At 55.9% G+C, this 11,875-nt stretch carries 14 protein-coding genes; 5 read left to right on the top strand and 9 right to left on the bottom strand.

What is annotated here, in order from left to right; translation table 11 throughout:
• Positions 1 to 34: 34 nt before the first annotated feature.
• The 7 genes from AC1DNI_RS17530 to AC1DNI_RS17500 form a co-directional block, all read right to left on the bottom strand.
• Positions 35 to 487 carry a phage tail assembly chaperone gene (locus AC1DNI_RS17530; protein WP_477692756.1) on the bottom strand — a complete coding sequence of 151 codons (453 nt, stop codon included), beginning with the start codon at positions 485 to 487 and terminating at the stop codon, positions 35 to 37.
• Positions 488 to 492: 5 nt separating this feature from the next.
• Positions 493 to 858, bottom strand: coding sequence for a hypothetical protein (locus AC1DNI_RS17525; RefSeq protein ID WP_477692755.1), 366 nt, complete (start codon positions 856 to 858; stop codon positions 493 to 495).
• 279 nt (positions 859 to 1,137) lie between these two features.
• Positions 1,138 to 1,767: a hypothetical protein gene (locus AC1DNI_RS17520; protein WP_477692754.1), complete on the bottom strand. Its 630-nt coding sequence runs from the start codon at positions 1,765 to 1,767 to the stop codon at positions 1,138 to 1,140.
• 370 nt (positions 1,768 to 2,137) lie between these two features.
• Positions 2,138 to 2,461: a hypothetical protein gene (locus AC1DNI_RS17515; RefSeq protein ID WP_477692753.1), complete on the bottom strand. Its 324-nt coding sequence runs from the start codon at positions 2,459 to 2,461 to the stop codon at positions 2,138 to 2,140.
• On the bottom strand, positions 2,458 to 2,748 hold the full coding sequence (locus tag AC1DNI_RS17510; RefSeq protein ID WP_477692752.1) for a DUF6074 family protein: 291 nt from the start codon (positions 2,746 to 2,748) through the stop codon (positions 2,458 to 2,460). Before AC1DNI_RS17510 ends, AC1DNI_RS17515 begins: the two co-directional genes overlap by 4 nt.
• A 520-nt stretch (positions 2,749 to 3,268) precedes the next feature.
• Complete coding sequence (locus tag AC1DNI_RS17505; RefSeq protein ID WP_477692751.1) at positions 3,269 to 3,460, bottom strand: hypothetical protein; 192 nt, start codon at positions 3,458 to 3,460, stop codon at positions 3,269 to 3,271.
• Complete coding sequence (locus tag AC1DNI_RS17500; RefSeq protein WP_477692750.1) at positions 3,457 to 3,648, bottom strand: DNA-binding protein; 192 nt, start codon at positions 3,646 to 3,648, stop codon at positions 3,457 to 3,459. Before AC1DNI_RS17500 ends, AC1DNI_RS17505 begins: the two co-directional genes overlap by 4 nt.
• Before the next feature lie 114 nt (positions 3,649 to 3,762).
• Here AC1DNI_RS17500 and AC1DNI_RS17495 point away from each other — a divergent pair, with 114 nt between their 5' ends.
• Entirely contained in the window at positions 3,763 to 4,212 is a 450-nt protein-coding gene (locus tag AC1DNI_RS17495) for an Arc family DNA-binding protein (RefSeq protein ID WP_477692749.1), read from the top strand.
• The gene (locus AC1DNI_RS17490; RefSeq protein WP_477692748.1) at positions 4,213 to 5,406 is read left to right on the top strand and encodes a tyrosine-type recombinase/integrase; all 1,194 of its coding nucleotides are present in this window, start codon (positions 4,213 to 4,215) and stop codon (positions 5,404 to 5,406) included. It begins immediately after the preceding gene.
• A gap of 250 nt (positions 5,407 to 5,656) precedes the next feature.
• On the opposite strand, the gene AC1DNI_RS17485 is transcribed toward AC1DNI_RS17490, so the two are convergent.
• A complete protein-coding gene (locus tag AC1DNI_RS17485) occupies positions 5,657 to 6,931 on the bottom strand; it encodes an effector-associated domain EAD1-containing protein (protein ID WP_477692747.1) in 1,275 nt (424 codons plus the stop codon).
• Between the two features lie 210 nt (positions 6,932 to 7,141).
• On the opposite strand from AC1DNI_RS17485, the gene AC1DNI_RS17480 reads away from it, so the two are divergent.
• Entirely contained in the window at positions 7,142 to 8,593 is a 1,452-nt protein-coding gene (locus AC1DNI_RS17480) for an NCS1 family nucleobase:cation symporter-1 (protein WP_027231495.1), read from the top strand.
• A gap of 59 nt (positions 8,594 to 8,652) precedes the next feature.
• Here AC1DNI_RS17480 and AC1DNI_RS17475 read toward each other — a convergent pair whose 3' ends face one another.
• Positions 8,653 to 9,204, bottom strand: coding sequence for a GGDEF domain-containing protein (locus AC1DNI_RS17475; protein ID WP_051614898.1), 552 nt, complete (start codon positions 9,202 to 9,204; stop codon positions 8,653 to 8,655).
• A gap of 423 nt (positions 9,205 to 9,627) precedes the next feature.
• Between AC1DNI_RS17475 and AC1DNI_RS17470 the strand changes: the two genes are divergently transcribed.
• The gene (locus AC1DNI_RS17470; RefSeq protein ID WP_477692746.1) at positions 9,628 to 10,302 is read left to right on the top strand and encodes a protein-L-isoaspartate O-methyltransferase family protein; all 675 of its coding nucleotides are present in this window, start codon (positions 9,628 to 9,630) and stop codon (positions 10,300 to 10,302) included.
• A 143-nt stretch (positions 10,303 to 10,445) separates the two neighbouring features.
• On the top strand, positions 10,446 to 11,840 hold the full coding sequence (locus tag AC1DNI_RS17465; protein ID WP_477692745.1) for a TolC family outer membrane protein: 1,395 nt from the start codon (positions 10,446 to 10,448) through the stop codon (positions 11,838 to 11,840).
• Positions 11,841 to 11,875 lie beyond the last annotated feature (35 nt).

Here is an 11,875-nt window from a genome sequence, read left to right as displayed (position 1 = left end):
TACAGAAAGAAGTTGAGGTTCGGCGCCACGCGTTTCACCTCGTCGGCTGTAAGAGAGCGGTCATCCTGGCGATGATGCCATTCCCCCCGCTTCCGATAAAAAAATCGCCGTACTGCTCCTTCAGAACGAAGGCTGCGACGGGCAAAATGTCGCCAAGGCTCCCAGTGAAATCACCGTCGAGGTCGACCTGTTCGTAACTGCCGCTCGGGCGATGGATCATTGCCAGTTCGATGATACGCTTGATGAGGTCGCGAACTTCAGCGGAAGACGAGCCGCTGAGTATGTCGGTAAGGGCATGTAGTGCGGCGACGTCTGCCAAAAGGCGGCCCTCCAGATCTTCTCCGGTACTCAATCCCAGGATGATGGCGGACAGTCGACCGGCACCTTGACCAGCTATGCGAATAATGTCGCCGTAGAGTTCCAGTGCTGCGCCGGCAGGCATTGGCACCACTTTGAAAACTCGATTACCGATTTTTTTCTCGGCCATGCCGCTCACCTCTTCCAGGCGTTTGTCTGAGTGCTCACATACCGATGGTAAGCGAGTTCGCTATCAGTCAGCGTCGAGATGTGGCGACCATCCTTGGTGTACTCAGGAACTGACGCAGCAGCATCCTGACTGGTGGCGTCGCCGTTCCAGGCATTGCTCTGCTGGTGAATCATGTGATCCCGGTGTGCTTCGGCTCGCGCTTCGGTATCCGTCTGCTGTGCATCTGGGACAGCACCATCCAAAAATGCGCAGCGCTGGAGGAACTGTGGATTGACTCGGAAATCATCGTAAATTGGAAGCTTGACGGCATCCGAAAGGGGCATACCTCGAACGCTATCGCGCATAGTCCGTTTTTCTGCATCTGTGAGCATGTGTGCCTCCTTTCGTGGGGCGCTATCCGACAACATGACGTTGCTGGTCCGACTCGCGTCGTCCGCCATCAACATGGAAACTCTGACTGACCTACGTTCGACGAGGACACGGTCTTTGAGGACACCGCATCCGCACGTTCCTTGGGTTCGGCACGACCCGTCACAGTTTTTCATCAGAAGGCCTCTCGAGTTGTGGTGATGGAGAGACGGGCATCACCAGACCCGTCTCTCCATCTGATCCGAGGTTCTGATTTAAGGAGACGACCAGGAATCCCCATGTCAGTACCTCGAAGGTTTCGGCCAGGCATAACCGCTGCCCCAGTTGGGCAAACGCAAACCTTGAACGAAGGGCGGGAAGTTTCCGTCGGGGTTAGTCAGCCAGTTGTCGGGGACGGGACGTGCCAGCATCTCTGCGGGATAGATCCAGGGGCCTACACTGGCCATGTTGATCCGCCGGATTCGATCGTCGGAGGCGGCCACGCGTTCCAGCAGATCGCACAGCGCCTGTTGAAGGCCAGGGTATTTCGCAGCAAGCTCTTTGGCCAATGCATCGCGCTCGCTAACGGCAAGTTCGTATTCTCCTTGAGCCGCGGTCCTGGCTTCGCGCTCACGAGCTTGGACAAGAAGGCCTTGGAGCTTTTCAGCGGCGATGGACAGGCGATCGCTCGTGAACTGGCAATCCTCCATCTCCTTGCGAGCCTTGGCGACGTCTTCAGGCCGGGTGGCCGGGTCGAAAGCAATGGTTTTTGCCTTCTCGTTCGACCCGAGGGCCAGCTCGGCTACCTCGTTTGCTTCGTTCAGTAGGGCTGACACGGCTTCGGATGAAAGTTCCGAGGAGAAGGCGTCAGCGATCCGGTGATCCAGAGAAAGCGCCGAAGGCTGGCTTTGTTTGCTAGTGATAATCGTCATTATGGATAGTTTCCTGGGCCAGTGATTTGAGCTCAGGATGAACGATCAACCGCTCGCAGCACATTGGATATGTGTGGACATGTGTGGAAACAGAGACCACGATTATGCTCGAATCCATATGGGATTTTGCATTGAGCAAGGGGAGGGCTGAATGATCAGCAAGAACGTTCCACACTCTGATTTCAGAGAGGGCTTCATAGTTGGGTACCAGTTGATCAGAGGGACGGCTGTTGGAATTCCTGGCATACCGGGAATGCCCGGCGTCCCTGGCAACACTACGGCGTTCCTTATGGGGATCAGAGCGGGCATCAATGCCGCCGGGGGCAAGCTCTCTTGACCTCTGTTTGGAGGATTTGGCAATGAGACCCTCTCAGGCCGGCAAAAGCAGCCACTTGAAATAGCGACTCACGTCCGGATGTGAACGATCGCCGTTGCGTAGAAGTTCCAAAGCGTCCCAGTCTCCCTGCAGGACCATCTCGAGCGCAACGCGCGAAATCTCGATCGGAGCACTGGGCCCGGCCTGCCGTCCGATGCCGTACTCTCGGCACCAATTGCGAATTGTCTTCGGATCCCGATTGCAGTAGTGCGCCGCGAACTTGATGTCGCAAATCTCATCACGCCTCATGAGCACCGGACGTTGGAACGTAGCGCGTCGGCTCGGCAGTTTCACGATATTGGGCCGAGCCGATTTCATGCAGCACCGCCTGGTTGCTGCTGGCCTGCTCGGCGGCTGATCTCCGCCTCGACCGCAAACTTGAACTCCTCGAGCTGATGCTGGATGACCGGCTCTGGTATGCCCGATCGCCGCATCTGCTGGATGATCGTGGACAGCGCTGCCTGCCAGAGTTTGAGGCGGCCGTTGTCAGTCTTGCGAGTGAGATAATGGTCGACGAAGGCGCGGACCTTGCCGACCCGCCTATGGGTCGGGAATGGGATGATCTCGACCTTTGGTTTCCAATCGAGAAGGCTGAGCTGGGTCATGCTGCCCTCCCACTCGCTCTCGCGTAGACGCTAGATTCTGAACCCTTCGGAGCCCCTTTTTCTTTTAAGGTATCCTGTAAGGTATCAGGATAAGGTATAAGGGTATCACCGGCGTCACCTATTAAGGTAACGGTGTCGTCACCTGTATAGGTAACAGCGTCGTTACCTATTTCACTCTGAGAATCCCGCCATTCGAGGACATTCTGAGCCCATCCAAAATTGAGGACGTATACCTGTCCGCGGCCATCTCTGCGGCCAATTTCCGCTTTCTGATCCGATGATAATTGGGATATCGGGAATAAGGTAACTGCGCCACTTTCCCTGAGAGCTCGCAACCACCGGGACACGCTTACTTGGGGTGCTGAGAGCCGATCAGCCAAGGTTTGTCGAGTGGGATAAGCAAAGCCTAATTCCTGTCTGTATAGTTCACAGAGTAGCCAAGACAATCGCACTACGCCTGCTGTATCCCGGAAACCCGGAAAACACCTGCAGGCATCGCCCCATTGGTACTTTCCGATTTTCATGACGCCCTCGCTTTAATCAGCTGGGCCATCTTGAGTGCTTCACAGGCCTGCAGCGCGGTCAGGCCAAAGCGATCACGGAGGAGAACAACGCCAGGCGTACTGAAATCCCGAGGCGTGGTGGCGTACCAGCGAGCCGCTTCGTGAACTATATCGCTGTGCTCGTGCTCTAGAGGGGTGAGGTCGTTCATGCGGCGTCCTCATCCATAAAAAAGCGGATCAATTTGCTGCGCTCAGCAACCCACCGACCTCCAACTTTTTTGGCAGGCAGTTGACCGGTAGACAGCAAATGAAATGTTTGCCTCTCCGTCCGACCAATCAGTTTAGCGATCTCTGACACTTCCCAAAGAAGATCAATGGGTGCTGGTTCCGTGGTCATTTGCTCTCCTATTCCGCTGTAGCGACTCGCTATATTTTGAAAATAGCGACTCCGTAGACTTGCATCAAGTGAAAAATATACGTAATCGCTACTATGCATTCCGGAGATATCAATATGGTTCGACCCAAGTATCCCAGCGACAAACAAGACCAGTTCATGCTTCGACTCCCTAACGGCCTTCGGGACCGCATCAAAGCAAAGGCTGACGAGCACAAACGATCGATGAATGCCGAGATTGTACATGTACTCGAGCAAAAATATCCGGAGCCGTGGGACCTTCAGACTAGGTTGATTGGGCTCCTAGGATTGATGGAGATCATGAAGAAAGGACTGGTCGACAAAGCCGTTGATGAAGTCACCGACGACATCTACCAAACGCTACACGCAGTTGCGAACGGTCGGATTAAAGGCGTGGCTGCCGACGTCCGCGACCAAATCAGAGACTTATTGCAGAAATGGGATATTGATTGGGCTGAAGAACTTGTCACCCGCGATATGGAGGGCATGGACCCAGACGAGATTGACGGCATCGCCAGCGGTCGACAGAAGTATCCGGAAGAATAAATGTCCACTCGCAAGCGCTCATGGACCAATGGCAAGGGCGAGGAGAAAACCGCCTGGGTGGTCGATTATGTCGACACCAAAGGCAAGCGCCGGCTAAAGACTTTTAAGCTTAAGAAACAGGCCGATCAGTTTGCTGCCACCGCAACAGTTGAGGTGAGGGAAGGCATTCACGTCGCTGACAGGGACAGCATTACAGTTGAAAAAGCCGGGTCGCTCTGGATTGCCTCGGGCGAGAAGGCAGGGCTTGAGCGCTCGACGATAAACCAGCGGAAGAGCCACCTCGAGCATCATATCAAGCCCATGATCGGCGACATGCTGTTGTCCAAGCTTACCGTGCCTGCAGTGCGCGAATTTGAGGACAGGTTGCGGAAGGACGGCCGATCATCGGTAATGGCCAAAAAGATCATCACGTCATTGGGGGCCATGTTGGCGGACGCTACCGAACGCGGGCTCGCAACTCGAAACCCGGTCAGGGACATCCGCGGAAACAGGAATGGCAGCGAGAGACGCACGGAGAGGCGCCAGAAAGGCCGTCTAGAGGTTGGGACAGATATTCCCACCCGCGAGGAGATAAAAGCGCTTGTAAATGCTCTGGACGCTCACTGGAGGCCGTTACTGGTCACTGTGATATTCACCGGCATGCGATCTTCGGAATTGCGCGGGCTGCGATGGCAGGATGTCGATTTCAAGCGTGGTGAGATCAGCGTCCGTCAACGGGTCGACCAGTTTCGGAAAGTCGGGCCCCCAAAGTCCGAGGCCGGAGTGAGGACCATTCCGGTACCGCCGCCGGTAATCAATGCGCTCAAAGAACTGAAGCTCAAGCAGGGTAACAAGCAGGAGATCGTTTTTGCCAATCCTGATGGCGAATCCCGATCGCACTCCAATGTGGTTATCAAGGGGCTCCAACCGGCAATGATCAGGGCAGGGGTGACGATCGAAACCCGAAAGATCGACAAGGAGGGCAATCCAATCCTCAAGGCGAAGTATACTGGTCTTCATGCTCTACGGCATTTCTACGCGAGCTGGCTCATTAATCGGAAAGAGGACGGAGGGCTCGGATTGCCGCCCAAGATGGTCCAGGAGCGGCTCGGGCATGCCTCAATTGTCATGACCATGGACGTCTATGGACACCTGTTTCCGAGGGACGATGATGGCGGCGAATTGGCCGAGGCTGCGACTGCACTTCTGACCTAGATGCAACATGGGCGCAACATAGCGGAAAAAAATCGTTTGATATCAATATTGGGAAGAGGCCTGCAAATCCTTGTATCCCGGTTCGATTCCGGGCGAGGCCTCCAACGCTTTCCGGCTCCGCTCCAATTTCCTGAAATGTTTGATTTTTTGTCGGGAGCGGCAAAATGGGCTGCCACTTCACCTACAGGGTGTGGCATGGCATCCGTTCAGCCGATCATTTCCCTCAAGCATCATCAGGTCTGTGGCTTCGTCAATTGAGTCGAGCGTCGATGCTCGCGGTCGCTCGAATTTGCTCGACGAGATGCCTGGTGCTCGGAAAGCGCTTCTCCTGAAGGGATTGAACCAGATCGAGGGTCCATCCCTCGGCTTGGACATAGAGCAGATAATCATGGACCTGTTGCTCAAATCCGCCATCACTGACTTTCAGTCCCATCGGCCCTTTATTGAGTTCGTTTGCTAGAAACAAGTCGAAGTCCGCGGGTTTAGGAAACGTGCGCACAATCGATTCTCGTAGGACTTTCTGCTGTTTGCCGGAGATCTCGTCCCAATTGACCGTCGTATAGTCGACAGAAGCTGGATCGCTGACCGTTTGAGAGCTTTTGACGAACGACGCGGCCCCGTCTTGCGGTAACAAAGGTGCTTTGCGCCGTCGCACGCGTGCGACCAAGACTACGATCCCGCCGATCACTATAAGCGACGCCAGGAGTGGAGCCAGCGTCGTGAGAAACACCTCGCCCCAGGACGCAGGCTTCACCTTGACGGAGACTTCTCCGAAATAGCTGTCGATACGCAGGCGTGCTGTAGAATCTCCGTCAGGAATGAGCGCATAGAGAGTCGCTTCGAGAATCTGATCTCCCTCGTTAAGAGCCGTTACCTGCCATTTCCAAACGGTTGGAAAATCGCCTTCGGCAATTGGCTGAACCCGCTCGCTGATCGGTACGATACGGAATGAGCTGCCCTCCAGTTGAGCTTCCATTTCTGTCGAAACATGCAACGTCTTTAACGAAGTCTGGTCATCGTGGGTCACCGCTCCCATGAGAACCTCGTCAGAAATCTTGACTCCGACGCGAGCACTGACGGTCCGCGTTTCCTGGACGGTCATTTCTCCGGGAGCAATCAACACAATCTTGCCAACAGGGAGGGCTTTGAGGGTTTCGCCACGTTCGTCCAGGCGAGTGCTTACCTGCCCGGAACCTTTGGCAGGATAAGCGCTTGGAGGCGGTTTCGCATTCACATCACCAAACGCGCCGTCAGCGTTGGGGAACGTCGTGCCCTTATCGTTTGGCGTTATCTCCTCGCGATTGAGCGTTGCTTTTCGGCCTTCGGCCCCATCATACCGGAAACTCAAGACAGTCAAGGCCGTGGCTACCGCAAGTAGCGAGATGATGCCTAGGCCAATCCAGACTGATCGACGCCACTTGAACACGTGTTCGCGCCCCCTTCCGCTCAATATACTCGATTGCACGAGCGTTGCAGAGCCGGCTTTTTGCGTAACACAGCCGGAGACGCAGACGTCGTGCCGCAATTCATCGCCACCATAAGGCTCGCCAGTGCAAATACGATTGTGGAGAAGTATTTAGCCTGCGCACAATAGAATAGGAAATGGCTCGACTGTTGGCTATGCTCTGCGAAACCAATCAGCGTTCCGTATTGTTGGAGGGGTTGATTGGGGTTGCAGCGTTCAATGCCGAGGGCATTGAACTATTCGATATCCCGTCTGAATGAGGAAGGCGATATGTCTCTAAGCAATCCTTCACCCGCATTGCACAATGAGGATCTGGCACCTGCCACGGAACGAAAGTGGGGTGCCTTCAGTATATTCAACGTGTGGACGTCGGACGTTCACAGTCTTTGGGGCTATTATCTCGCCGCCAGTCTTTTTCTTCTATGCGGCAGCTTCCTCAATTTCATCATCGCCATTGGCCTCGGCTCCCTGGTGATTTTCTTCCTCATGAGCCTCGTCGGCAATGCCGGCGTCAAAACAGGCGTGCCGTTTCCTGTGCTCGCCCGAGCATCTTTCGGCACGTTCGGTGCAAACGTGCCCGCGCTGGTGCGGGCGGTGGTTGCATGCTTCTGGTACGGTGCACAGACAGCAGCGGCATCGGGTGCCATCGTCGCGCTGTTGATCCGCAATGACGCCATGCTCAACTTCCACCAGAACAGCCATATGCTCGGCCATTCCACGCTGGAAGTCATCTGCTATGTAATCATATGGTCGCTGCAACTGATGATCATTCAGCGCGGCATGGAAACGGTCCGCAGGTTTCAGGATTGGGCCGGTCCCGCGGTGTGGATCATGATGCTTTTCCTTGCGATCTATCTGGTCATCAAGGCTGGGACATTCTCGTTCGGCAGCGAAATTCCGCGCGATGTTCTTTTGGAAAAGACCAAGGATGCAGGCGTTCCGGGTGAACCCGGTTCAGTCGCCGCGCTCGCAGCGGTGGCTGCGACATGGATCACCTATTTCGCCGCGCTCTATCTCAATTTCTGTGATTTTTCACGCTACGCGAAGGATGTGAAAACGCTGCGCAAAGGCAACCTCTGGGGCCTGCCGATCAATTTGCTCGCCTTCTGCCTCGTGGCCGGCATCACCACGACAGCCGCGTACACGGTCTATGGTGAAGTGCTTCTCCATCCCGATGGCATTTCAGCGAAGTTCGACAACTGGTTCCTGGCGCTGCTGGCAGCTCTCACCTTTGCCGTTGCGACACTCGGCATCAATGTGGTGGCGAATTTCGTTTCCCCGGCCTTCGACTTTTCCAACGCCTTTCCACGCCAGATCAGCTTCAAGCGTGGCGGCTATATCGCAGCACTGATCGCCCTGTTGCTCTATCCATTCGCGCCGTGGGAGACGGGTGCTGCCCACTTCGTCAACTTCATAGGATCGACCATGGGCCCGATATTCGGCGTCATGATGGTCGACTATTACCTGATACGCAAAGGGGTCCTGGATGTGAACGCGCTTTACCAGGAGAACGGGGAATTCCGTTTCCAAGGTGGGTGGCATGCAAATGCATTCATTGCCTTCGCGGCCGGGGTCTTGTTCTCGTCGATACTTCCGACCTTCACCAGTATTCTTCCGGCCTGGTGGGGAACCTATGGCTGGTTCTTCGGCGTGGCGATCGGTGGCGGTGTGTACTTCATGCTGCGCATGGGAGCGCGCGCCAAACCGGCATTCGCCACCTGACTCGCAGGCTATCGTCGAGGGTTACTGCGAGAAGCGGGTGGGGGACTTGCCGGGATCGTTCAACTCGAACGTCGTTCCGAGTATCTGCGGTAAACGCCCTTGCCGGCCTTCTTGGCGATGTAGAGCGCTGCGTCCCCACACCAGAGCAGGCTTTCCGGCGTATCGCCGTCGCGCGGCGCCAGCGCTGCGCCAACATTGACGGTGACCGTGACCGGTTCCGCGCGCCCAAGGTCGAGCGGTTCGGATACGGTGCCAATGATGCGGTCGGCGATGTTCGCAACTTCGTTGGCGGTTACTTGCAAAAGGATGATGGCGAATTCGTCGCCGGCAATGCGATAGACGACATCGTTCCTGCGCATGCATGACTGGAGCCGGTCGGCTACCAACCGTAGCAGGGTATCGCCATCGGCGCGGCCATAGCGCTCATTGAACTTGCCGAAGCCATCGACGTCGATGCACAGGATCGCGAACTGCAGACGATCGTCGAAATCGCTGTCCGCATAGGTGCCGCACAGGCTGTCGAGATGTTCTTCAAGCGCGGCGCGGTCCGCCAGTCCGGTCAACTCGTCCTGCGTGAACGGAACATCGCCGAATCCTTTGACCTCAATCATTTGCCTCGATTTCCTATCGTCCATGTGGACGCATCCTCCGCGTTCCATGTGGACAATGACAGGTGGGCGCCCAACGTTCAATCCCGCATTCGGCCAAGGGTTAAGCAACCGTACCCGAGGCACGCTCGCGGCGTCATCTTGGTATGATCCGCGCTCGGCGTTGTGCATGTGCAAGTGGTGCACGAACGCCGCAATCCTCCAACAATTTGGATCATGCAGTCCGAAGCGCATTAGTCATTCATTGACGCTAACGGAATTTTTTGCCACACCCTTTAAGTAAAATAGTAACTTCTGTGAGAGGGTGATCCTGCGAAGGACCATCAGCTTGACGGACGGCGGGTTTGATGGGGATTCGCCAGAAGCATGTTACGCGCTTGCAAAGCGTAGTGGTTGCAAGCGCCTTGCCAGGAAAGCTTGTAGAGAATGACACCGAATTTCGAAGACCTGCGGATCAAGATGGTCGACAATCAGTTGCGCACGACTGATGTGACCGCAAAGGCCGTTCTGCAGGCTTTTCTAGACGTTCCACGGGAAAAATTCGTGCCGGCCGCGCGTCAGCCGCTGGCCTATATCGACGAGGATGTGCTGCTCGATTCGGATCGTGCCGAATCGGGCCCGCGCTATCTGATGGAGCCGTCCCCCTTCGCGAAACTCGTACAGCTTTGCAATATTCAGCCCGGCGATGTCGTTCTCGATATCGGCTGCGGCACGGGCTATTCCGCTGCTGTCCTGTCGCGAATCGCAAGCTCGGTGATAGCTCTCGAAAGCGACAAGGAATTGGCCGACAAGGCCGCCGAAACCCTGCCTGCGCTCGGCTTCGACAACGTTGTCCTGGTCAATGCGCCGCTGAAGCAGGGATATCCGGCCGAAGCGCCCTACGATGTAGTCATTATTGAGGGTAGCGTGGACGAAGTTCCTGGTACATTATTCGACCAATTGAAGGAGGGGGGACGACTCGCGGTGGTCGTGGGGACCGGAAACGCGGGAAAGGCTATGCTCTACGGAAAGAATGAGGGGATTGTTTCCGGGCGACGTGCCTTCAATGCCGCGGTCAAACCGCTTCCCGGATTTGAGAAGGTTGCTGCGTTCGAGTTCTGACTGTGGGCGATGAGACAAATGTGCAACTGTAGCTGAATTTTGTTGCACATCGGAAGTTGTGCCTGTGGCCATCTTGGCAATTGGCAGTTATTGAACCACATGTTGTCGAACCAATCGGTTCGGTTAAACGTGAGAGTTAGAGAATGAAGGGGCTTATGGTGTTCAAAGCGGGTAAGCGAGTTCTAACCGCAGCGCTATTGTCAGCGACGGTGTTGGCCACAACGCCATCGATGGCAGAGACGATCTTTGGCGCGATGGCCAAGGCCTATAACAACAATGCTTCGCTGAACGCAGACAGGGCCGGCGTGCGCGTTACCGATGAGGGCGTTGCAGTCGCGAAGTCCGGCTACCGCCCGATCGTTTCTGCGACGGCGGATCTGACGTCTACCAATCGCCGCCTGGATGGCGGCCCAAGCGGCACTTCGAATGTTGGTACATTCGGCGTTTCGGTCAATCAGGTGCTTTTCGACGGTTTTACCGTAAGCAACAACATCAAGGCTGCGAAAACTCAGGTGTTGGCCGCGCGCGAAAACCTGCGCAATAACGAGCAGAACCTGCTTTTCAGCGCTGCGCAGGCTTATATGAACGTCTATCTGACGCGGCAGATCGTCATTTTGCGCCAGAAGAACCTCGAGTTCCTTGATGAACAGTTGCGTGCCGCAAAGGCGCGTTTCGACGTTGGCGAGGGCACCCGGACGGACGTTGCGCAGGCCGAGGCATCAAAGGCTTCCGCGATTGCAACGCTCGATGCTGCAAAGTCCGACGAGAAGACCGCAGAGGCGACCTATATCCAGGTCGTCGGTGACGCTCCAGGCAGGCTTGCGGCAGCGGCGATGGCAACGAAAGCCGTACCGAAATCTATGGATCAGGCATTCTCCATTGCCACCAACAATCACCCCGCGATCCTTTCCACACAGTACGCCGTTGACTCGGCGGGCTACAATGTGAAGGCCAATGAAGGTCAGCTCCTGCCGCAGATCGGCTTGAATGGCACCATCCAACGCGACGAGATTTTTTCCGGTGGTATCAGTTCGGGAACGACCGACGGAACGTCTGCTTCGGCGGGCATCCAGGTGACGATCCCGATCTATAATGGCGGCCGAACCTCTGCGCTCGTGCGCCAATCAAAGGAAACGTTGGGCCAGCGTCGTATCGAAGTTGACGTCGCTCGCGACAGCGTGCGCCAGGCAATTGCCCAAGCCTATTCGGAGATGGAATCCGCCAAGGCGCAGATTGTTGCTCAGCGTTCGGTTGTTGCCGCCGCCCAGCTTGCCCTGAACGGTGTCATCGAAGAACGCAAGGTCGGACAGCGGACAACGCTCGACGTCTTGAATGCCCAGGCTGATGTTCTGACTGGGCAGATCAATCTCGCGCAAGCGGAGCGCGACAGCGTGGTGACGAGCTATGCGGTTCTTTCCGCCGTGGGTCGCCTGACCGCGATGCAGATTGGACTCCAGGTTGCAGAGTACAAGCCTGAAGAGCATTACGATGCGGTCAAGGACAAGTGGATCGGCTTGCGGACACCAGACGGCCGCTAACTCTTCTCCGTTTCTGATTGATTATTTGCCGTCAG

The sequence above is a fragment of the Phyllobacterium sp. 01N428 genome, assembly GCF_056399405.1.
This window is presented reverse-complemented; position numbering and strand designations above follow the sequence as displayed.

Excerpts from the sequence above, each read along its gene's own strand:
- AC1DNI_RS17530 (WP_477692756.1), bottom strand. The coding sequence starts at position 487 with ATGGCCGAGAAAAAAATCGGTAATCGAGTTTTCAAAGTGGTGCCAATG.
- AC1DNI_RS17525 (WP_477692755.1), bottom strand. The coding sequence starts at position 858 with ATGCTCACAGATGCAGAAAAACGGACTATGCGCGATAGCGTTCGAGGT.
- AC1DNI_RS17520 (WP_477692754.1), bottom strand. The coding sequence starts at position 1,767 with ATGACGATTATCACTAGCAAACAAAGCCAGCCTTCGGCGCTTTCTCTG.
- AC1DNI_RS17515 (WP_477692753.1), bottom strand. The coding sequence starts at position 2,461 with ATGAAATCGGCTCGGCCCAATATCGTGAAACTGCCGAGCCGACGCGCT.
- AC1DNI_RS17510 (WP_477692752.1), bottom strand. The coding sequence starts at position 2,748 with ATGACCCAGCTCAGCCTTCTCGATTGGAAACCAAAGGTCGAGATCATC.
- AC1DNI_RS17505 (WP_477692751.1), bottom strand. The coding sequence starts at position 3,460 with ATGAACGACCTCACCCCTCTAGAGCACGAGCACAGCGATATAGTTCAC.
- AC1DNI_RS17500 (WP_477692750.1), bottom strand. The coding sequence starts at position 3,648 with ATGACCACGGAACCAGCACCCATTGATCTTCTTTGGGAAGTGTCAGAG.
- AC1DNI_RS17495 (WP_477692749.1), top strand. The coding sequence starts at position 3,763 with ATGGTTCGACCCAAGTATCCCAGCGACAAACAAGACCAGTTCATGCTT.
- AC1DNI_RS17490 (WP_477692748.1), top strand. The coding sequence starts at position 4,213 with ATGTCCACTCGCAAGCGCTCATGGACCAATGGCAAGGGCGAGGAGAAA.
- AC1DNI_RS17480 (WP_027231495.1), top strand. The coding sequence starts at position 7,142 with ATGTCTCTAAGCAATCCTTCACCCGCATTGCACAATGAGGATCTGGCA.
- AC1DNI_RS17475 (WP_051614898.1), bottom strand. The coding sequence starts at position 9,204 with ATGATTGAGGTCAAAGGATTCGGCGATGTTCCGTTCACGCAGGACGAG.
- AC1DNI_RS17470 (WP_477692746.1), top strand. The coding sequence starts at position 9,628 with ATGACACCGAATTTCGAAGACCTGCGGATCAAGATGGTCGACAATCAG.
- AC1DNI_RS17465 (WP_477692745.1), top strand. The coding sequence starts at position 10,446 with ATGAAGGGGCTTATGGTGTTCAAAGCGGGTAAGCGAGTTCTAACCGCA.